This window comes from Bacillus sp. TH25 (assembly GCF_016650935.1).
GTDB lineage: Bacteria > Bacillota > Bacilli > Bacillales > Bacillaceae_G > Bacillus_A > Bacillus_A mycoides.
Map to the genome: position 1 here is coordinate 42819 of NZ_JAEKEU010000005.1, position 21455 is coordinate 64273.

Sequence of the window (21455 nt, forward strand, 5' to 3'; positions counted from 1 at the left end):
TCGAAATAAACAGAAAACTATCGAGATACATACTATACTCTTATCATCCTTTCGATAAAAAGATTCAGACAATCATATCTATATATATTTTCATAACTTTTTTTGGTATTATTATACATGTCGATTCCATAAAAGAGGCATGCTCCCGTAGTGAGCATGCCTCTTTTTACTTATTTCACAGTATATGAACCCTCTTCAATCCAGCTATACATATATTTTTCATCTTCCGTCTCATGTGCTTGTTTTACAATACGAAGCGGACGGAATGTATCTATCATAACAGCCAGTTCAAGTGTCTCTTTCTTCCCTATACTCGCTTCTGTTTTCCCTGGATGTGGCCCATGTGGGATCCCGCTTGGATGAAGCGTAATAGAACCTTCTTCTACACCTTTTCGGCTCATAAAATTACCTTCTACATAGTACAGTACTTCATCACTATTCACATTACTATGATAATATGGTGCCGGAATAGATTCTGGATGATAATCGTATAACCGCGGTACGAAAGAGCAAATGACGAAATTATGCCCTTCGAATGTTTGATGTACTGGTGGCGGCTGATGAATACGACCTGTAATTGGTTCAAAATCCTCCACATTAAAGACCCACGGATATAAATACCCATCCCATCCAACAACATCTAACGGATGGTGCCCTAACACATGCTTGTGCATATAACCTCTCGACTTTGTCATTACGACAAACTCACCTTTTTCATCATATGTCTCCAATTTCTCCGGTCCACGCATATCTCTTTCACAAAATGGACTATGTTCTAACAATTGCCCATATTCATTGCGATAGCGACTTGGTGTTGTAATTTGGCTATTTGCCTCTACAACAAGAAACTTAGTCTCTCCCTCATCTGGAATAACACGATAAATCGTTCCAATTGGAATTGTTACATAATCACCTTTTCTATAGTGAATCGTTCCAAACATCGTTTCAATTTTTCCTGTTCCATAATGAACAAATAACATTTCATCGCCATCACCATTACGGTAAAAATAATCCATTTTTTCTGTTGGACTCACTACTCCAATTAATAAATCCTCATTCCCAAGCATAAAGTTTCTTCCGCTTACTGCATCACCAGTTTTTTTATTTTCTTTCGTACGGAAGTGGCGATGAGCAAGAGTAACATCCTCTTCATACTGTAACTGACAAGAATGCGATAATGCCGCATGCCCTACTTCTGTTGGCATATAATGATGATACAAAATAGACTGGGTACCAGAGAAACCTTTTGTCCCCATTACCTGCTCACGATAAAGCGATCCATCTTTTTTACGAAATTGTACATGTCGTTTATGAGGTAGCTCCCCCATGTGACGATAAAACATGCCCATCACCTGCTTCCATTTCTTTTTTGATCGTATTACGTAACGTACCTAAACCAGTAATCGACAGCTCTACAACATCTCCATCTTGCAGCCACTCTTCCGTACCAAGCTCCAAAATACAGCCCGTTCCCACTGTGCCAGACCCGATAACATCCCCTGGATATAACGTAACATCTTCCGAAGCACGTTCAATCATTTCAGAGAATGCATAATAAATATCTTGGAAATTCCCTTTTGATAACAGTTGCCCATTTACATGAGCAGTCATCTCTAAATCATAACGATCACCATTACGATAAACGTCTAATTCCTCTTTCGTAACGAGATACGCTCCTAATGAAGTTGCAAAATCTTTTCCTTTCGCTGGACCGAGTCCCACTTTCATTTCTGTTGCTTGTAAGTCCCTTGCACTCCAGTCATTCATAATGCAGTAACCAAAAATATATTCCTCTGCTTGTTCACGAGAAATGTTTCGTCCTTCTTTCCCAATTACGCAAGCAATCTCTAACTCATAATCAAGCTTTTTAGACTTCTTCGGACCAATAACAAAATCATCTGGCCCAATAACAGCACGGTGGTTAGTAAAATAAAAAACCGGGATATCATACCATTCAGGTACAACATCTAGCCCTCTTCTCCCGCGGGCTGTTTTTACATGCTGTTCAAATGCATAAAAATCTCGAATGCTACTCGGATTAGGAATTGCCGCTGCTAATTGAACTTCCTCTAAGGAATATATACCCTTTTCAGGATTCTTAATATTACGCAATACTTCCACACACTCATCTGCTTTCTCTAAAAAGGCGAACATAGAAGAAGGTAATTGTCCATCACTCGCAAGATTCATATCGATTACTTTGTCACCTTCAAGCCATCCAGCTCGCATTTCTTTCGATGGGAGACGAAATGTAACAAATTTCATCGTGATTCCTCCCTATGAAAATGAAATTTCCACCAACAAAGGAACTCTTGCTGGTGGATACAAATTTTATAAATTTCCGCGACGCTCTTGTTCTCTTTCAATTGATTCGAATAACGCTTTAAAGTTCCCTTCGCCAAATCCACGAGAACCTTTACGTTGGATGATTTCAATAAATAGAGTTGGACGATCTACAATTGGTTTCGTAAAGATTTGTAATAAATAACCTTCTTCGTCACGGTCTACTAGAATCTTCAATTCTTTTAATCTATCAATTTCTTCATCAATTTTCCCCACTCTTGCAGTTAACTCATCGTAATACGTATCTGGCGTATCTAAAAACTCCACGCCATTCGCACGAAGCACTTCAATTGTTTTTACAATGTCACTTGTTAATAAAGCGAGATGCTGTACACCTGCTCCGTTATAGAACTCTAGATATTCTTGAATTTGTGACTTTCTTTTTCCGTCTGCTGGTTCATTAATTGGAAACTTAATACGGCTTCCATTCGTCATAACTTTTGACATTAATGCCGAATACTCTGTGCTAATATCGTCATCATCAAAGTGAATCATTTGTTTAAATCCCATGACGTTCTCATAATAACTAACCCATTCTTCCATTTTCTCAACGTTACCAACGACATGGTCTACAGCAATTAAACCGGATTCTTCAAATGGAATATTGAACTCTACCTTTTGAAATCCTGGCATGAATGTTCCTTTATAATTTTTACGCTCTACAAGCGTATGAATTGTATCACCATACGTACCAATAACCGCTTTCTTCAAGGTACCTTCCTCATCTGTTAACTCTTCAGGAGGAGCAATCGCAACAGCGCCACGTTTTACAGCTTCAGAGTATGCTTTATCAACATCATCAACAAGTAAAGCCACATCCTTCACTCCATCACCATGAGTCTTTACAAACTCTGCAATACGACTATCGCTACTTAAAGCTCCAGACACAACAAAACGCATATTTTTTTGCACAAGAACATAAGATACCTTTTCACGGTTTCCTGTTTCTAATCCAGAATAGGCTACAATTTTGAATCCAAACGCTCTTGCAAGGTAATAACTTGATTGCTTTGCATTCCCTACGTAAAATTCCAAATGATCTACATCACGTACCGGAAAAAAGTCCTCCATTTGTGCAGCTAGCGTATCCATAGATTTTTGTTTCATAATATCTTCATCCCCCTGTAAATAGATTAAATGGTCCATACTTAAAACCAACCGAAAACGCTTCCAACATCAATTAATAGAAATTAGTTAGCAAGCTAACAATTTCCGACCTTTAAAATTTTCTATCTTTTCTGTCAAATTCCTCTTTTTTTCTTACATATAAAATTCGACTTTTTTCTCTTTAAAGTAAGGGGAAAATATTAATACTTGAAGGTATATATGAGAGGAAAACAAAAAAGACTCCAACATATTAACTACTTACTAATACGTTAGAGTCTTTATTTTTTTTGAATGATTGTATTTATATTTTTCATACTAATATATTTGCAAGGAATAGAATAAATGATGTTAATATTACCGCTCCGCCTAATGATCCTAATAAATCTGTTTTTGTTACTTGTAACACTTGTTCACTGTTCATATTCCTCATTCTCCTTTCATTTTGTACAATTTAAAACTTTTATTATACTAATACGCTTGAAAGAAATACGATTAATGCTGTTAATACTACCGCTCCGCTTGCTGATCCTAAGAAGTCACCTTTTGTTACGTTTAATACTTGCTCGTTGTTCATAGTTTTCATTCTCCCTTCTCTTATTTTTGTTACAAAACTTCTATTATACTAATACGCTTGAAAGAAATACGATTAATGCTGTTAATACTACCGCTCCGCTTGCTGATCCTAAGAAGTCACCTTTTGTTACGTTTAATACTTGCTCGTTGTTCATAGTTTTCATTCTCCCCTCTCTTATTTTTGTCACAAAACTTCTGTTATACTAATACGCTTGAAAGAAATACGATTAATGCTGTTAATACTACCGCTCCGCTTGCTGATCCTAAGAAGTCACCTTTTGTTACGTTTAATACTTGCTCGTTGTTCATAATTTTCATTCTCCCTTCTCTTATTTTTGTTACAAAACTTCTGTTATACTAATACGCTTGAAAGAAATACGATTAATGCTGTTAATACTACCGCTCCGCTTGCTGATCCTAAGAAGTCACCTTTTGTTACGTTTAATACTTGCTCGTTGTTCATATCATTCATTCTCCTTTTTTATAAGTTATCTATATGTAATTACTAAGAAATGATTAGTTCATAGTTTTCATGTTAACGTTACATTGAAATTAATTACGTAACGTTTGTAACATTAATGTAACATAACTATTATTACGTTGCAATATAATTACGTAAATTTTATTACACTTTTTTTACGTTTTTTTAAATAAACACTCAAAAACCTTGTTTTAATGCGTTTTCTACTACAATCACATTTGTAACACTAGTGTAACATTAAGGTCATAAAGCGAAATATAATATTATTCATCTCTATTTTGTTAAAAACCAAAGTGAAACTTTAATCAACGAGAGTTCCATTCCCTACTAATTATTCCCCTCACCAATCGCACTTTTACTAGAAATTAATGCGGGATAAAATACTATCTTTCCAAGATAAGTTTATATGTTTCCTCTATATAACTATGTATAATGGAAACAAAGAGGTGGTCATTTTGAAATTAATCGCACTAGATATGGATGGTACACTACTATCATCTAATCTTGAAATCTCCAAAGAGAACTTACAAGCTATCCAAACCGCAAAAGAGGCTGGTCATATTGTAATGATTTGTTCTGGCCGCGCAAAAGAGGATGCTTTGAAATTATTGGAAGAATATAAACTATCTCTTCCAGTTGGAGCAAGCAATGGGGCAATTGTTTATGTGGACGGAAAAGTAATTAACTCGCGTTGTTTACAAAATGATAAAGTATACAAGCTTGCAAAATTACTAGAATCTGAAGGTTTCCCATATAAGTTGTACACAAATAAAGGGGTTTATTCTCCTTATACATGGCAAGGTCAAGTCATGCAGGCATTCGAAGAAAATAAACATACACTAGATGTTACACTTGAGGAACTTGAAAGAATTACAGAAAAACAAAAGAAATCTAACTTAATTACTGATTTCCAAAAAATAGAAGATGTCGTAAATAATCCAGAATTAGAAATATCTAAATTCTTCATTTTAACATTTAATGCTGCTCATCGTTCACAGCTATTACAAACTTTACAAGAAGATACGGACATTTCAGTTACGGCATCAGCTCCTACTAATGTAGAAATTATGGATAAGCATGGCCATAAAGGCAATGGTTTGCAAGAAATGGCAGCTTATTTCAATATACCAATTGAAGATACTGTTGCAATCGGTGACAACTTTAATGATGTGCCAATGCTACAAGTAGCCGGCTTATCAGTTGCAATGGGAAATGCTGAAGAAGACGTAAAAAAATTATGTGACGTTGTTACATTAACAAATAATGAAAACGGTGTTGCTCATGCAATTGAGCAATTTGTATTGAAACAAACTTCATCTAGTAAATAAAGTGAAACTTTAATCAGAGGTGGGGTTCCTCTGATTATTAGTTGAACCAATCGGGCTTTTACGGGCAGTTAATCTCCCACCTAACTTCCCCGCTATTTGTGGGAGTCTTACTGCCCACAAATAGCGGTGTAAAAAAAGGACTCTTTCACTTTTTGAAAGAGTCCTTTTTTTACACATGGTGACAAGCAACAAAATGATCTTCGCCCACATTACGGAATTCTGGTACATTCGTTTTACAAACATCTGTAGCAAAGGGGCAGCGCGTATGAAAACGGCAACCTGACGGTGGATTTGCCGGACTTGGAATATCCCCTTCTAAAATAATCCGTTCTCGCTTAACCGTTGGATCAGGTATTGGCACTGCTGATAATAATGCTTTTGTATATGGATGAAGTGGATTCGCAAATAACTCATCACGTGGTGCTGTTTCCACAATAGTTCCTAAATACATAATTCCAATTTTCGTACATAAGTGCTCCACAACACTTAAATCATGTGAAATGAATAGATAGGACAATCCCTTTTTCTCCTGTAATTCACTAAACAGATTAATGATTTGCGCTTGAATAGATACATCTAATGCCGCAACAGGCTCATCAGCTACAATAAATTCTGGATCTAATACCATCGCCCTTGCAATAACGATACGTTGACGTTGCCCACCGGAAAACTCATGAGGGTACCGGTCGATATGATACGGCGCTAAACCACATAACTCCAATACTTCTATCACCTTTTCACGGACATTTTCTTTCGTCGCTAGCCCGTGAGCCAACATTGGCTCACCAAGCGCTTCTCCAATTCTCATTCTTGGATTTAATGAGCTAAATGGATCTTGAAAGACGAGCTGCATATTAGGACGATGCTTTCTCAATTCCTCCTTGGATAAGGAATGAACATCGTGCCCTTTAAACTTTACTTCCCCCTCCGTTTTTTGGACGAGACGTAAAATTGTTTTTCCTATCGTTGTTTTTCCACTTCCTGATTCTCCAACGAGGCCGAATACTTCACCTTTATTAATAGTAAAACTTACTCCATCAACTGCTTTTACATGTCCAATCGTTCTACTGAATATGCCTCCTTTAATTGGAAAATACGTCTTTAAGTTTTTCACTTCTAATAATGGTTCACTCATTGTTCCGCACGCTCCTCATATAACCAGCAAGCTACTTTATGATCCTCATCGTGTACATTCAGATTTGGTGCTTCTTCTTTACATATTTCCATACAATGCTCACAACGACCGCTAAAGTAACAAAACTCATCTAAGCCAACTAAATTCGGAACTTGCCCTGGAATAGAATAAAGTTTATCTGTTCGTTTCCCCATTACTGGTTTTGATTTTAGTAACCCTTTCGTATATGGGTGTTTAGGATTTTGAAATAGCTCTACCACTGGAGCTTCTTCAATGACTTTACCACCATACATAACAACAACGTAATCGGCCATTTCCGCTACAACACCTAGATCATGTGTAATTAATAAGATAGACGTTTTAAATTCCTCTTTTACTTGTCTTAATAAGTCTAATATTTGCGCTTGAATCGTAACATCAAGAGCTGTTGTCGGTTCATCTGCAATTAATAACTTAGGGTTACAGCTTAGTGCAACAGCAATCATAATACGTTGTAACATGCCACCGCTTAGTTCGTGCGGATAAGAATGGACGATTTCATCCGCGCGAGCTATACCGACTTTACGAATTAATTCAATTGCCTTTTTATACGCCTCATTTTTACTAAGTAGTTCATGCTCTCTTAGCGTCTCAACAATTTGCTCTCCAACAGTGAAGACTGGATTAAGCGATGTCATCGGTTCCTGGAAAATCATCGCAATATCATTTCCTCTTAAACTACGAAGTTCTTTCTCTTTCATTCCTAAAAGGCTTTTTCCTTCATAAAGAATATCGCCACCAACGATGCTGCCAGATTCAGCAATAAGTCCCATAATAGATAAGGCCGTTACACTTTTCCCGCAACCTGATTCGCCTACTACACAAACTGTTTCACCTTCCCGAACCGAAAAGCTAACATGATTAACAGCCTTTACTGTCCCTTCTTCCGTCTGAAAGTGTGTTTGTAAATCCTTTATCTCTACTACTGCTTTACTCATGCTTCCTCACCTACCGCTTCATCTTTGGATCTAATGCATCACGAAGTGCATCGCCAAGTAAATTGATTGATACAACTGTTATAAAAATTGCAAAACCGGGTGGAATCCATAACCAAGGACGCTTTTGGAAATCAATTAATGAGTTTGCTGCGCTAATCATATTCCCCCACGATGGTGTAGGTGGAACGACACCAAGACCTAGATAGCTTAGTGCAGACTCTCCTAATATAGAACCCGCAACACCTAATGTTGATACAACAATTAATATTGGTAAAACATTTGGGATTAAATGATATACAATTTTGCGGTAATCTTTTATTCCTAACACATCAGCAGCCTGCATGAACGATTGTTCTCGAAGCGATAAAATTTGACCTCGTACGAGACGTGCAAGCCCTGGCCAACCTACTAAACTTAAAATAATCATAATGACATAAAGACGATAGTCAGATGGTACTTTCCATTCTGATAAAATAGCTCCCATTATAATAAGTAAGGGTAATCCTGGCATCGACATTAAAATATCTGCAAGACGCATTATAATATTGTCGACGATACCACGATAAAAACCTGCAATAGCTCCTAATAAAGCTCCTAGTATAACTGATAAAACCATTGAAGCTAAGCCAATTGTTAATGAAATCCGCCCCGCTTGCATAAGCCTTGTTAAAATATCCCTTCCTAATTGATCTGTACCAAGCCAATGAGAAAAACTAGGTGGTTTGTTAATTAGCGCAACTTGTATTTTTCCGGATGCATACGGTGAAAAGAATGGACCGATAAAACAAAATAAAAACATAAAAACTAATGCATAAAACCCTATAAGTGCCATCTTATTTTTCTTTATCCTTTTAAAAGCTTGCCTCCACGGTGATGATTCATTCCGTCTTTTCTTTTTTGCTTTTTTCTCTGTAATTGCTGTAACAGTTTCCATCTCTTTCCCCCCTTATTTCAACCGAATACGTGGATCAACAACTGCATATACAACATCCGCTAAAAAGTTTGAAAAAATTGTTAAACAAGAAAGAAACATCGTAAATGCCATTAATACTGTATAATCACGGAAATTAAGCGCTTCTAATTGAATATTGCCGATACCTGGCCAGTTGAAAATTTGTTCAATAATAATTGCCCCTGAAAACAATCCTGGTAACTCAAATGCAAGCAATGTAATAGCCGGTAAAATTGCATTTTTTAATGCATGTTTATAAATAACAGTCTTCTCCTTTAAACCTTTTGCTCTAGCCGTTCGAATATAATCTTGCCGTACAACTTCTAACATACTCGTTCTAAAATAGCGAGTTAATGAGCCTACTCCAAGGAGAGTTAAAATAAACACCGGTAAAACCATATGCTTTGAAACTTCTATTACGTAAGCAAGTCCAGTCGAATTACTACCAACATCAATCATCCCGCCTATCGGTAATAACTTTAAATCAACCGCGAACACTTTAATTAAAAACAAACCGATAAAGAATGAAGGAAATGACATCGCTGCAAAAACACCAATTGTTACAAGCTTATCGAATAAGGAATGTTGCTTTGTTGCTGAAAATACACCGATAATAAGTGCAATTAGCCAAATAAAGAACAATGCAATAACCGCAACAATAAATGAATTCCATATGAATTTATTTAACAATGATGTTACAGGTTCTTGATATTGAAGAGAAAAACCAAAATCCCCCTGCAATGCATTACCTAGCCAGTGGAAATATCGCTCAACAATTGGTTTATTTAAACCATATAGCTCTCTAAGCTCCGCAGCTCTTTGTGGTGTAATCTTTGGATTTGAATCAATATAGTCACCTGGAAGAAGCGCGAACAAAAAAAAGATAATAACTGACGCACCCAACAATGTAGGAATCATTTGTAACAACCTGCGAATGATATATGTTTTCACCCTTTTTCTCTCCAATCTTATGCTTAAAATAGAAGAACATTTTTTCAAAGCGGCACTATTAATTGCCGGATGAAAAAATGCCTTCTACTTATACATTCTTATCGTTATTTTTCAAATGATAATACTGGTAAGTTTGCACTAATACTATTGTACTTTTCAGGGTCAATTCCTTTTATATTCCCGTTGTATCCTGTAATTGTCCTACGGTAGTTTAATAGAATTACTGGTGGGTCATCACTTAATTCTTTATACAGTTCTTTATAAATTGGTTTACGTTTTTCAATATCAACTGTCTCAATACCCTTTTTAATTAACTCATCTACTTTCGCATTTTTATAACCAAGACTCTTCTCATTGACACCAGATAAATATTCACCAGCTGTTTCACTTGGGTCACTTGTAATCGGTGTCGAAACAGAAGCTAAATCATAGTCACCTTTGTTTACCTTCGAAAGCATAGTATTAAAGTCCATAAATTCAGGATTAAATTCTACACCTATCTCTTTATAATTCTCTTTGGCAATTGGAATTAGTAAATCACTATCCTTAGCCGAACTTGGGCCGAAATAAGAAAGCTTTAATTTTTGACCATCTTTTTCACGAATTCCATCCGAACCAGCTTTCCATCCCGCTTCATCTAATAATTTTTTCGCTTTTTCTTTATCGTATTCATATTTATTAACCCCTTCTTCCGTATAAGCCCAAGAAGTCGGATGGATTGGTACGTTAGCTACTGTACCGTATCCTTTTAATGCTGTATCAACATACTTTTTGCGATCTAATCCATAAATAAGTGCTTGGCGAACCTTTTTATCCTTTAAGTACGGTTTATTATTATTCATATAAATATAATTAAATGATGCCGCTGTTTCGATTTGAATGTTCGCGAATTGTAAACCTTTCGCCTGTTCAAGAATTTCATCACCAGTACCTAGGCCAGTATAATCAACTTCACCTGTTTGGAATAATTGTAGTTTTGTATCACCAGCAGTAATTTTATAAATGAAGTTTGGAATTTTCGGCTTACCTGCATAATAATTTTCGTTTGCTACAAAACGAACTTCTTGACCTGGAATATACTTTTCAAATTTATATGGACCCGCAGCTATCGGTTTTCCATATAACTCTTTTAAATAATCTAAACTTGTATTTTGTTTATAGTCTTTTCCATAATACGCTTTTGATAACACTGGTCCACCTAAAGCAGTTAGTGTCTGCGAATTAACTTTTTCAGTCATAATTTTAATTGTCTGTGGATCAACAACTTGAATTCCTTCAATAGAAGTTGCTTTTCCTTCTTTATATTCTTTACCACCTTTAACAGCATATTGAGAAATGTCTATTTCACCTTCATATGCCTTATCATGTAAAAGCGTCAATGTGAATGCTACATCATCCGCCGTTAATGGCGAACCATCACTAAATTTTAAATCTTTACGTAAATGGAATGTATATGTTAACTGATCAGAGGAAACATCCCACTTCTCAGCTAATTCTGGAGTTGGCTTTCCTTGTTTATCTGTCGATACAAGAGATGCAAAAATAACAGAAGTTACATTTCCATCCCAACCATTTTGCTGGAAGTATGGTAAAAAGACACCACCCGGTTTACTAATCCCAACAACTAACGTGTCTTTTCGATTTTTTGCTTTATCAGGTACTTTCGTCTTATCTGTAGCAGCAATCTTTTCGATTTTTATATTTTTTAAATCTTGCTGTTTAACTGGTTCTGTAGAAGCCGTATCTTCCTGTCCCCCGCAAGCAGATAACACAAACGAACTACTCAGTAATACTGAAAATACACCAGCCCATTTTTTTGTCTTTTTCTTCATTGTCCCCACCCTAACTTTTTTTAATAATTACACTTTATGAACTGCTTGCCTTATGTATGCCTCCCACAGCAACATTTTATAGCCAATCGGAAAAGTCGGTTTTGAACGTAAAAAAAACAGATGTTTTTGAGGGGTAACAATCTTATTCCGACCTTTCCGGTAGACTTTATGGTTATTAGCTTATATCTTTCAGTATATTTTGTCAATTATTTCTATATAAATATTTTGAGAGTTCTCCAAAAATTATTGAGCAATATTCAATTTAGGTAAACTTAACAATATACCATTATAGTTATCTTCTTGTAATCCTTGAATTCGTGCGTTGTGAGCAGAAACGACTTTACTATTGTTTAAGAAAATAACAGGTGGATCTTCACTTAACTCTTGATATAGTTTTTTATAGATTTCTTTTCGTTTTTCAATATCCAATGTTTCTAATGCCTGCTTAGCTAATTCATCTACTTTCGGATTATGATATCCATCATAATTACGCTTACTTGTCGAAACAAACTCCTCAATTGTTCCGCTCGGATCATCAATCATCGGTGTGGAGACCATCGCTAAATCATAATCTCCTTTAATTACCTTGGAAATCATCGTATTAAAGTCCATGTATTCAGGATTGAAATCTACCCCAATCTTTTTATAATCCTCCTTCATAACGGGGATCATCACATCATTGATTTTACTTGCAGAAGAAGCAAAATAACTTACCTTCAATTTTTGGCCATCTTTTTCACGAATACCATCTGATCCAGCTTTCCACCCAGCTTCATCGAGCAATTTCTTCGCCTTTTCTAAATTATATTCGTATTTATTGATTCCTTCTTCTATATACGCCCACGAAACTGGTGTAATTGGTACATTAACGAGTGAAGCGTATCCTTGGAAATATGTATCAATGACCTTTTGACGCTCTAATCCATAAATAAACGCTTGGCGTACACGTTTATCTTTAAAGTATGACTTCTTATAATTCATTTTAATGTAACCGTATGAACTTCCCGTATACACATTAACATTAGCAAAGCCTAACTCTTTTAATTGTTCAATCGTCTCCGCATTTGTCGTGAAGCCATCATAATCTACTTCGCCCGCTTGAAATTGTTGCAGCTTCGTATCACCTTTTGTAATTTTATAAATAAAGTGCTCAATCTTCGGTTTACCTTCAAAATAATTTTCATTTGCTACAAAACGAACTTCTTGACCTGGAATATATTTATCTAGTTTATAAGCTCCTGCTCCCATCGGTTTTCCGTATAACTCTTTTAAGTACTCTAAATTCCCTCGCTTATACTCTTTACCGTAATAAGCTTTTGAAATCACTTCTCCACCAATTAACGACAATGTTTGGGCATTTACCTTTTCAGTTGTAATCGTAATTGTTTTCGGATCGATGACTTGAATCCCCTCAATAGATGTAGCCTTTCCTTCTTTATATGCTTGCCCACCCTTTATTGCTGTTTGGCTTATGTCCGTTGCACCACTATAAGTTGGATCATGTAGTAAAGTTAATGTAAATGCTACGTCATCCGCTGTTAACGGTGAACCATCACTAAACTTTAAATCATCTTTCAAATGAAACGTATATGTAAGCTGATCCTCCGAAATATCCCATTTCTTCGCTAGAATTGGAATTGGTTTCCCCTCCTTATCCAATCCAACGAGAGGAGCAAAGATAGCTTGTGTTATATTACCATCCCACCCATTTTCCATAAAATGCGGAAGGAATATCCCGCCAGGGCTCGGCATTCCCACTACAAAGGTATCCTTTCTTTCTTTTGCCTTTGCTGGACTTTTTGCTTTGTCACTCGCTTTAATAAACTCATCTTTTACTTTCGGCATCTTTGTTGCTTCATTTGTGCTTGTCTCTTCTTGAGCACATCCTGCTAATAAAACCGATGTACTAAGAAACGTAACAAGTAACCCTTTAAAAACCTTTCGCATAATTCTCACCCTTACTTTCCTGTTTTTTTATTAAGTGGTAACATAACGCCAATTCTGTAACTATCTTTATTTTACCTATAAAAATAGTATGAATTAATTTCAAGATTATTCCTTTTCACTAGTTATGTCAATCCTTGCTAATTGATGTCTTTTAAAAAATAAAAAACACCTTCTATTACCTAATATTCCCGCATAGAATAATAACAATTAACTACCAAGAAGGGGGCGAAAATATGGACAACCTATTCCAATATGTCCTGCACTATGTATTATTAACAATCATGATAGTCGGGGCGTTATTACTATTCCCTTTCTTCCCAAAGTTCGTCCTCTTTTTAGCTTTTTTTATTATGCTCGGGATCGCTATTATAATTTCAACAAGGGAAGATACCACACAAAAAGAAAGCAGAGTTCAGCGCGTAAAGCTGTAACTCTGCTTTCTTTTTTCAGTCATAACGTATTCTTGTTAAACCAATTACGAAAAATACTCCTGCAAATAAAATGAGTATACCAATATATCCTCCTATATCTGCTAATGTACCTCCCATTACAATTAACTCAGTAAAGCCACGCATCGCCCACGTTTGCGGAACAAAATTTGCCGCCGCTTGCATCCATGAAGGCTCAATTTCAATTGGCCAATAAAGACCACTAATCATACACGTTGAAATTACAACGATATTCCCTAGTGCGGACTGTTGTTCTGTTGTTTTCACGATACTTGCCAATAATAAAGCTAGACCAATAACCGCTAATAGCAATACTGAAACGAGTGTAATAACCCCTAATAAATTTCCCCACTGCACATCAAATAATGAATGCGTTAATATCATTAAAACACCAAATTGAATCCACCCTATTAAAAAGAAGGAAAGGATATATCCTGCTAGTATTTGAACTTTTGAAACTGGTGCCCCTAATAAACGAGACCAAACCCCAAGTTGTCTAGCTTTCAAAATAGTTCCCGTCGCACTTAACATGACAATCATGACGAATAGAATTGAAAAACCTGCCGCTCGACCTGTAACGTTATTTAACTTTTGATCATCGTGTAAAATCAATTCTTTTTGAATCGAAACAGGATCTATTTTTGTATAAATTGTTTCATACATCGCTTCCCACGAAGTGTTACTTTTCTTCTCAAAATCTCTTGCTGCACTAACTTCTATCTCCATCTTTTTTAATGCACTTGCTAATACTTGCTCTATAGAAGTTCCACCCGTAAAATCAGCACTGGCTTGAAATTGGATATTTTCTACTTTTCCATCTAGCATACTCTTTTGAAAATCTTTCGGAATGATGATTATACCAGATGATTTCTTATCTTCGATCCTCTGTGTCCCTTCCCTATACGTTACCTTTTCTATAGAAATTAAATCACTTTTCTTTATTTCCTCATAATACTTGCCAGATAATACAGAACCATCTTTATCTACTAAACTAACATTTACTTTCTCATTCCCACTTCCGCCTAAAAGTCCACCGAAAATGAGTGTAAAAATAATAGGCATTCCAAACATGAGTATATAACTTTGTGGCTTAATTAAAATTTGTTTTAATTCTAGCCAACAAAGCGCCCAAACTTTCTTCATCATTTCCCCTCCTATCTCGTACGTAAACGTAACGTTCCAATCATAACGGAGATAATTCCTGCACTACATAAACTTAAAATGACAGGGAATAGCACATCCCAAGATGTTCCCGACATAATATTTAAGAAGCTCGTAAGTGCCCATTTATTCGGAGCAATATTCGCAACTGTTTGAAGTGTATCGGGAAATACGTAAATCGGTAACATTGATCCTCCTAATATAGCTAGTATTTGAATACCGATCCCCCCCATTAAATCTGCCGTTTTTTCCTCACGAATAAAAGCGGCGATTAACATAGATAAACCAGAAACACAAATTGCATAAGAAATTCCCAACACTACTATTTGAGACACATCTTCGCCCCATTCCACATGAAACATAAAGTGTGTAGCAACTATAAATATTCCAAATTGTATACAGGCAAATAGTAATGTACCTAAAAACTTCCCGAATAAAATTGAAAATGAGCTCGTCGGTGTACTGAACAAACGCGCCAATGTTTCAGTTCGTTGCTCTGTTACAACTGACTTTGCACCTACTGTTATGTTATATAGTAAAAACATGACTAACATTGCTGCTGCATAATATTGCATCGCTGCAACTGTTTTTTTGCCTATCGTTCCTTTTTGGATGTTATCCACACTTGCAGTTGCTATCGTCTGTAGACTTCCACTTACCTCTTTTGCAACTTGTGCTACATCACCATGTTGAGATTTCGCTAATTCTGTTACAACACTTTTAGTAGATACTGCGACTGTTTGAACACGTTCTGAAAAAGAGCGGATCATTGACTCAGCAATTTTTGCTTGTATATCTTTTGATGGGTCTATAAGCACCTTTGGTTCTTTTAATTTTCCATCTTGTATTTGTTCGCTCCATTTATTTGGGATGACAATTCCTACATCTATTTTCTTTTCCTTTAACATATCTTCAAGCTCTTCCCGAGAGTTAACTACCTTTACTTTCACATCATCTTTTATTTCTTTAGATTGCAATACATCTTTTTGAAAGACATCTGCAAACTCATCCGTTCCCTCTTGATAATAGCCAATTACTGTTTTCGGTAGTCCACCACTCTCAAATACATTACTTAATGCTGAACCTAAAATGGCCGTTAATACAAGTGGCATAATTAACATCATCATAAATCCGCGCCGATCAATTAAACGGATTTTTAAATCTTTCCATGCAATAATGAAACTTCTCATCTCGTACTAACCCCCTTAATCACGAAGTGAACGTCCTGTTAATTGTAAAAAAAGTGCCTCTAAATTCGGTTCTTTTACTTCCAGTTTTAAAATTTGAGCTTTGTTTTCAACAACTTCTGAAACAACTATGCCAATTGCCTCGCCACCATTTAGTCCAATATCAATCGTGCTACTATCTTCGTCAAAAATAATCCGCTCAACAACAGGTAGTGCCTTCAACTTTTGTAGCAGTTCCGTACTGTAGCGATTTAATTGCAATTTCACCATAAACCCATCTGTTAGACGATTACATAGCTCTCTTTTCGTTCCTAGTGCAATTACCTTTCCATGATCAACGATGGCAATTCGCTCACATAAATACTCAACTTCTTCCATGTAATGACTCGTATAAATGACCGTCATACCTTTTTCATTTAACTTTTTAACAGTCTCTAAAATATGATTTCTCGATTGCGGATCAATCCCGACTGTCGGTTCATCCATAATTAATAACTCTGGTTCGTGCATAAGTGCTGCACCAATATTAATACGCCTTTTCATTCCACCTGAAAATGTTTCAATTTTATCTTTTCCCCGATCCTGTAAACCGACGTAAGCTAACACTTCCTCTGCTCGCTCTTTTGCAACTTTCCCATTTAAACCGTACATCTTTCCCCAAAAAATCAAATTTTCCTTCGCTGAAAGTGTCGGATACAGCGCAATGTCTTGCGGGACAATACCGATTTTCTTTTTCGCTTCTAATGGATACTCTTTTACAGATTTCCCACCAACTTTTATATCACCACTATCGTATGGAATTAACCCGCAAATCATTGATATCGTCGTTGATTTCCCAGCTCCGTTTGGTCCAAGCAATCCAAATGTTTCACCTTTTTTCACTTCAAAAGAAACATTCTTTACGATTTCCTTCTTGCCAAATGATTTCGTAATATGATCTATGACTAACATATTGATTCAGCCCCTTTGTATTCATCTACACTTTCATTGTAGAAAAATTTCTTCTTCTCTCCATCACCCTTAAGATAGAAATACAAAATAAAAAAGCAGCAAATTCTGCTGCTTTTTCACACTTATATATGCCAAAAGTCATGTGTATGTCGTAACGCCATACCTTACTGCGTATATCGCTGCTTGCGTTCGATCTCTCAGTTCTAGCTTACTAATTAAATTAGAAACGTGATTCTTAACAGTTCCCTCTGTAATAAATAGCTTTTCGGCAATCTCTTTATTATTTAACCCCAGTCCAATTGCTCTTAAAACATCTACTTCTCGCTCAGTTAATTGTTTTAGTTGTTCTGGTGGGTTACACTCTACTGCCACTTTCGTCTTTTTTAATTCCTCTATAATTTGCGCTGTTATATCCTGAGGAAGCACAACCCCGCCACTATGCACCGTTAAAATTGCTTGCGCGATTGCATCTGTCTCCATATCCTTCAATAAATAACCACTCGCTCCTTGCTCTAATGCCTCAAAAATAAGCTCACTATCACTAAAAGTTGTTAACATAAGAACCTTTATATAAGGAAACTTTTCTCTAACTAAACGAGTTCCTTCAACACCATTCATACGAGGCATCCGAATATCCATCAAAATAATTTCAGGCTGTAATTGTTTCACCTTTTGTACGACTTCATCCCCATCACTAGCCGTCCCTACCACTTCCAGTTCCGGACGTAAATTTAATATCATTGCCAATCCATCACGAATCAGTGATTGATCATCAACAATCATAATTCGAATCATAACGCTCCCCCTATTACCCATGTTTTTTCTCGGAGTGGAAATTCGATTTTTAGGCGAAAACCTTTTTCTATTTCACTTTCAAATTGAATGATTCCACCATGCTCCTCTACACGTTCTTTCATATTAAGTAAGCCAAATCCAGGGCTTACTTCATTGACTCCCATACCATTATCCAAAATACATAACTTAACTTGTTCCACTGAACAAACTAAACTTACTTCACATAAACTAGCTTTTCCGTGACGTTTTGCATTCGTTAAAGACTCTTGCATAATACGAAGCAACGTAGGCTGTAGTGACAACGGAATCAAAACCGGATCTCCTTGTAATTGAAAAGATACTTGTACTTTCGTCACTTTAGAATATCCATGTAACATTTCACGCATATTCTCTATTATGTTCCCTAGTTTACTTTCCTCTTTTAAGGCATGCACAGAAGCTCTCACTTCTTGAAGTGATTTTCTAGCTAACCCATGGCATGTATGTAAAACCTCTTCTGTAGCGTCCGATTTTTGTTTCCATAAAACCTCCGCCAGTTGTAACTGAACAAGTAATGCCGTCATATTATGACCAACAGTATCATGAATTTCTCGGGCAATATCATTTCGCTCCCGAACAGCTGTCAATTCTTCTACCTCTTTTGCATATAGACGTAATTGCTCATGTGCTTCTTTTAAAGCTGTATGAGATAATGCTAATTCCCCATATTGCTCATCTACCATTTGCCGAGCAGCTGTAAGTTTTTTTATTAAGTTTCCAGCTAAAGCACTGAAAATGATAAACATAAAGTTAATTGCATTACTCTCCAATTCCAGACTCTCTGTATGTTGATACGTATGTAGTATATTTATAAACCAACAAAGAAAGAAAAAAGCGATAAAAAAATAAGTCATCCTTTTACGCCAATCATGAATAAATAATCCTACCGCATCAATTCCAAATATAATTAAATACAAACATGTCTCGGGAAATAAAAACCCTAATAACGCTGTGACAATACCGTTTGTGAGCAAGGTATAAAAAACAAGTTTCCTACTCCCTTTTGCTTTTACAAGCAAAATATGATTCACAATATAAATAAAAAGTGCAATACCGACAAAAATTTGTAAATTTTCTGTTTCACGTGAAACATGATTTGCGTAAACTAAGCAAATCATGATGATTGTAGCAATCCGCGCATATCCTAACATAAAATTCTCCCCACGTTTTAGTGACCTAAAGTTCATTCTCTTATCACAGCAACAAGAAAATTATACCAATTTTTCTACTTTCATTATACTAAAAAGAGCAAGCCCTCCCCAAAAATATGAGAAAACAACTTGCTCTTTTTCATTCTATTTTCTTTACTCCACAATATTCTCTAACTCATTATATAACTCCGCTCGTAAAAACTCTTTTTTCGTTTTTTCTTCATATAATTGTTCAAGCATTTCAACATCAACTACATTTTCCATTTTACATTCGAGTGCATATATATCTTCTTCTATATGCATTAACTCGTTTTCAACTGCCTCTAAATCCCTAGACTTCTTCTTTTTTATAGACATTACTTCTAACGCTTTATTCCCTTGCTGTTGCTGCTTCTGTTTTACTACTTGTTTCTCAATTCTTTCTTCCCACTTTTGACGAGCCCATGCATAGTTCCCTGCAAACTCAAATAATTTGTGCTCATCAATCCAATATGTCTTTTCAAACAATTTATTTAAGAAATAACGATCATGTGAAACAGCTAAAATCGTCCCATTATATTGTTCAAGGGCCTCCTCTAAAACTTCCCTTGATTCAATATCAAGATGATTCGTCGGTTCATCTAAAATAAGAAAGTTAACATCTTGATACATAAGTTGCGCGAGCCTTAACCTCATTTTTTCTCCACCGCTAAGTTGCGTTACTTTCTTAAAAACAGCTGGACCATAAAATAAGAAACGAGCTAATATATGTCTTGCTTCTCCCTCTGTTACAGCCACGCAATCTCTGAAAGCTTCCAATACATTGTTCTTCATATTCCCGTACGCATGTTGCGATAAATAACCGATTTTCACACTACTACCAATCCGAATTTCTCCAGCATCTTGCTGCATTTCTTTTAGTAATAGTTTTAATAACGTAGTCTTTCCTGTACCATTACGTCCAACGATAGCTGCGCGCTCTTGAAAACGAATATGCAAATTTACTTTCTCGAATAAAGATCGTTCATCAAATCCTTTACTCACTTCTTTCATTACAACAACATCTTTCCCGCTTCTCTCTTGCCCTTCAAACTGAAGTCCCATCTGTTTTCTATCCAAAATGGGTCTCTTTAGTTTCTCTATGCGCTCTAATGCACGTTCCATATTTCTGGCTCTCTTATGCAATCCTTCATTCGGCGGATTCGCTTGATTTGCCCATTCACGTAGACGCTTAATTGCTTCTTTCATTTTCTTTATTTTCTTTTGCTGTTCTTGATACGCTTGAAATTCTTGAAGCAGCCTTTCTTCCTTTTCCTCAACAAACTGTGAATAGTTCGTATGATATACGTGAATTTCTCCATCTTCTAAATCAAAAATTTTCGTTACAACTTCATCAAGGAAATAGCGATCATGCGAAATGACCATAACTGTTCCTGTATATTCTTTTAGAAATTGCTCTAACCACTCGACTGCAAATAAGTCCAAATGATTTGTTGGTTCATCTAACAAAAGTAGATCTGGTTTCTGCAATAGCATATACGCAAGGCTTACTTTTGTTTGTTCTCCACCACTTAACTCCATAAATGATCTTGGAAATAGTTCCGTCACCTGTAGACCATTTGCTACCTTCATAATATTCGCTTCTATTTCATAACCACCGAGAAACGCGTACCTTTCTTGAATTACTCCGTATCTCTCCATCAATTTTTGTAAAGCAGATGATTCCTGTTCTTCCGCCATATTTTTTTCTAAGGCATGCATTTCTATCTCCAACTCTTTTTCCTTTTTAAAAGCGGAGCTTAATACATCATATACATTCATTTCATTATTAAATTTTGGAATTTGTGCTACATGACCGATGCATGTACCTTTCTTCATATGAATGGCTCCTGCATCCAAACTCTCCATTCCTGTTAGAAGCTGAAAGATAGTTGTCTTCCCACTACCGTTACGACCAACTAATCCAATACGTTCTCCATTCTTTATTTCAAGCGATATATTTTCAAATATGATGTTTCCACCAAAAGATTTCTTTACATTATTTACACTACAAATTGTCATTTTCCGTACTCCTTTCAATATAAAAAACCATGGGAAAGAAACATTCCCCATGGTTT

General features: G+C 36.0%; 22 protein-coding genes. 2 read left to right on the forward strand and 20 right to left on the reverse strand.

Annotation, left to right across the window (positions count from 1 at the left end; genetic code table 11):
* Window positions 1-170: 170 nt before the first annotated feature.
* The 8 genes from JFT89_RS02100 to JFT89_RS02135 all read right to left on the reverse strand — a co-directional run bounded on the left by JFT89_RS02100 (window position 171) and on the right by JFT89_RS02135 (window position 4486).
* The gene (locus tag JFT89_RS02100; RefSeq protein WP_016095126.1) at window positions 171-1343 is read right to left on the reverse strand and encodes a homogentisate 1,2-dioxygenase; all 1173 of its coding nucleotides are present in this window, start codon (window positions 1341-1343) and stop codon (window positions 171-173) included.
* Window positions 1309-2265, reverse strand: a complete 957-nt coding sequence (locus JFT89_RS02105; RefSeq protein ID WP_002063513.1) for a fumarylacetoacetate hydrolase family protein — start codon at window positions 2263-2265, stop codon at window positions 1309-1311. The genes JFT89_RS02100 and JFT89_RS02105 overlap by 35 nt, the downstream gene beginning before the upstream one ends.
* A 66-nt stretch (window positions 2266-2331) precedes the next feature.
* Window positions 2332-3450: a 4-hydroxyphenylpyruvate dioxygenase gene (gene hppD, locus JFT89_RS02110; RefSeq protein ID WP_002140158.1), complete on the reverse strand. Its 1119-nt coding sequence runs from the start codon at window positions 3448-3450 to the stop codon at window positions 2332-2334.
* Between the two features lie 310 nt (window positions 3451-3760).
* Window positions 3761-3871, reverse strand: coding sequence for a DUF3948 family protein (locus JFT89_RS02115; RefSeq protein WP_001083697.1), 111 nt, complete (start codon window positions 3869-3871; stop codon window positions 3761-3763).
* Between the two features lie 42 nt (window positions 3872-3913).
* A complete protein-coding gene (locus tag JFT89_RS02120) occupies window positions 3914-4033 on the reverse strand; it encodes a DUF3948 family protein (RefSeq protein ID WP_201039406.1) in 120 nt (39 codons plus the stop codon).
* Window positions 4034-4067: 34 nt separating this feature from the next.
* A complete protein-coding gene (locus JFT89_RS02125; RefSeq protein ID WP_001058532.1) occupies window positions 4068-4178 on the reverse strand; it encodes a DUF3948 family protein in 111 nt (36 codons plus the stop codon).
* Between the two features lie 43 nt (window positions 4179-4221).
* The gene (locus tag JFT89_RS02130; protein ID WP_002074222.1) at window positions 4222-4341 is read right to left on the reverse strand and encodes a DUF3948 family protein; all 120 of its coding nucleotides are present in this window, start codon (window positions 4339-4341) and stop codon (window positions 4222-4224) included.
* A 34-nt stretch (window positions 4342-4375) separates the two neighbouring features.
* On the reverse strand, window positions 4376-4486 hold the full coding sequence (locus tag JFT89_RS02135) for a DUF3948 family protein (RefSeq protein WP_001058532.1): 111 nt from the start codon (window positions 4484-4486) through the stop codon (window positions 4376-4378).
* A gap of 473 nt (window positions 4487-4959) precedes the next feature.
* Here JFT89_RS02135 and JFT89_RS02140 point away from each other — a divergent pair, with 473 nt between their 5' ends.
* Window positions 4960-5832 (forward strand): Cof-type HAD-IIB family hydrolase, encoded by an 873-nt coding sequence (locus tag JFT89_RS02140; protein ID WP_002187510.1) that lies wholly within the window; start codon window positions 4960-4962, stop codon window positions 5830-5832.
* A 169-nt stretch (window positions 5833-6001) separates the two neighbouring features.
* On the opposite strand, the gene JFT89_RS02145 is transcribed toward JFT89_RS02140, so the two are convergent.
* From JFT89_RS02145 to JFT89_RS02170, 6 genes are all read right to left on the reverse strand, one after another.
* Window positions 6002-6967 carry an ABC transporter ATP-binding protein gene (locus JFT89_RS02145; protein WP_016095124.1) on the reverse strand — a complete coding sequence of 322 codons (966 nt, stop codon included), beginning with the start codon at window positions 6965-6967 and terminating at the stop codon, window positions 6002-6004.
* Window positions 6964-7944, reverse strand: a complete 981-nt coding sequence (locus JFT89_RS02150) for an ABC transporter ATP-binding protein (RefSeq protein WP_016095123.1) — start codon at window positions 7942-7944, stop codon at window positions 6964-6966. Before JFT89_RS02150 ends, JFT89_RS02145 begins: the two co-directional genes overlap by 4 nt.
* A gap of 10 nt (window positions 7945-7954) precedes the next feature.
* Window positions 7955-8878 carry an oligopeptide ABC transporter permease gene (gene opp4C / locus JFT89_RS02155; RefSeq protein WP_002063509.1) on the reverse strand — a complete coding sequence of 308 codons (924 nt, stop codon included), beginning with the start codon at window positions 8876-8878 and terminating at the stop codon, window positions 7955-7957.
* A 12-nt stretch (window positions 8879-8890) separates the two neighbouring features.
* Window positions 8891-9847 carry an ABC transporter permease gene (locus JFT89_RS02160; protein ID WP_016095122.1) on the reverse strand — a complete coding sequence of 319 codons (957 nt, stop codon included), beginning with the start codon at window positions 9845-9847 and terminating at the stop codon, window positions 8891-8893.
* A 104-nt stretch (window positions 9848-9951) separates the two neighbouring features.
* A complete protein-coding gene (locus JFT89_RS02165) occupies window positions 9952-11679 on the reverse strand; it encodes an ABC transporter substrate-binding protein (RefSeq protein ID WP_201039407.1) in 1728 nt (575 codons plus the stop codon).
* Between the two features lie 243 nt (window positions 11680-11922).
* Window positions 11923-13626: an ABC transporter substrate-binding protein gene (locus JFT89_RS02170; RefSeq protein WP_201039408.1), complete on the reverse strand. Its 1704-nt coding sequence runs from the start codon at window positions 13624-13626 to the stop codon at window positions 11923-11925.
* Window positions 13627-13859: 233 nt separating this feature from the next.
* Here JFT89_RS02170 and JFT89_RS02175 point away from each other — a divergent pair, with 233 nt between their 5' ends.
* Window positions 13860-14057, forward strand: a complete 198-nt coding sequence (locus JFT89_RS02175; RefSeq protein WP_000369259.1) for a hypothetical protein — start codon at window positions 13860-13862, stop codon at window positions 14055-14057.
* Between the two features lie 15 nt (window positions 14058-14072).
* Here JFT89_RS02175 and JFT89_RS02180 read toward each other — a convergent pair whose 3' ends face one another.
* From JFT89_RS02180 to abc-f, 6 genes are all read right to left on the reverse strand, one after another.
* A complete protein-coding gene (locus JFT89_RS02180; RefSeq protein WP_016095119.1) occupies window positions 14073-15218 on the reverse strand; it encodes an ABC transporter permease in 1146 nt (381 codons plus the stop codon).
* 11 nt (window positions 15219-15229) lie between these two features.
* Window positions 15230-16426 carry an ABC transporter permease gene (locus tag JFT89_RS02185; protein WP_002063499.1) on the reverse strand — a complete coding sequence of 399 codons (1197 nt, stop codon included), beginning with the start codon at window positions 16424-16426 and terminating at the stop codon, window positions 15230-15232.
* A gap of 15 nt (window positions 16427-16441) precedes the next feature.
* Window positions 16442-17374, reverse strand: a complete 933-nt coding sequence (locus JFT89_RS02190; RefSeq protein WP_000960163.1) for an ABC transporter ATP-binding protein — start codon at window positions 17372-17374, stop codon at window positions 16442-16444.
* A gap of 138 nt (window positions 17375-17512) precedes the next feature.
* Entirely contained in the window at window positions 17513-18169 is a 657-nt protein-coding gene (locus JFT89_RS02195; RefSeq protein ID WP_033706325.1) for a response regulator, read from the reverse strand.
* The gene (locus JFT89_RS02200; RefSeq protein WP_002063494.1) at window positions 18166-19359 is read right to left on the reverse strand and encodes a sensor histidine kinase; all 1194 of its coding nucleotides are present in this window, start codon (window positions 19357-19359) and stop codon (window positions 18166-18168) included. The genes JFT89_RS02195 and JFT89_RS02200 overlap by 4 nt, the downstream gene beginning before the upstream one ends.
* A gap of 153 nt (window positions 19360-19512) precedes the next feature.
* Window positions 19513-21399, reverse strand: a complete 1887-nt coding sequence (abc-f, locus tag JFT89_RS02205; protein WP_201039409.1) for a ribosomal protection-like ABC-F family protein — start codon at window positions 21397-21399, stop codon at window positions 19513-19515.
* Window positions 21400-21455 lie beyond the last annotated feature (56 nt).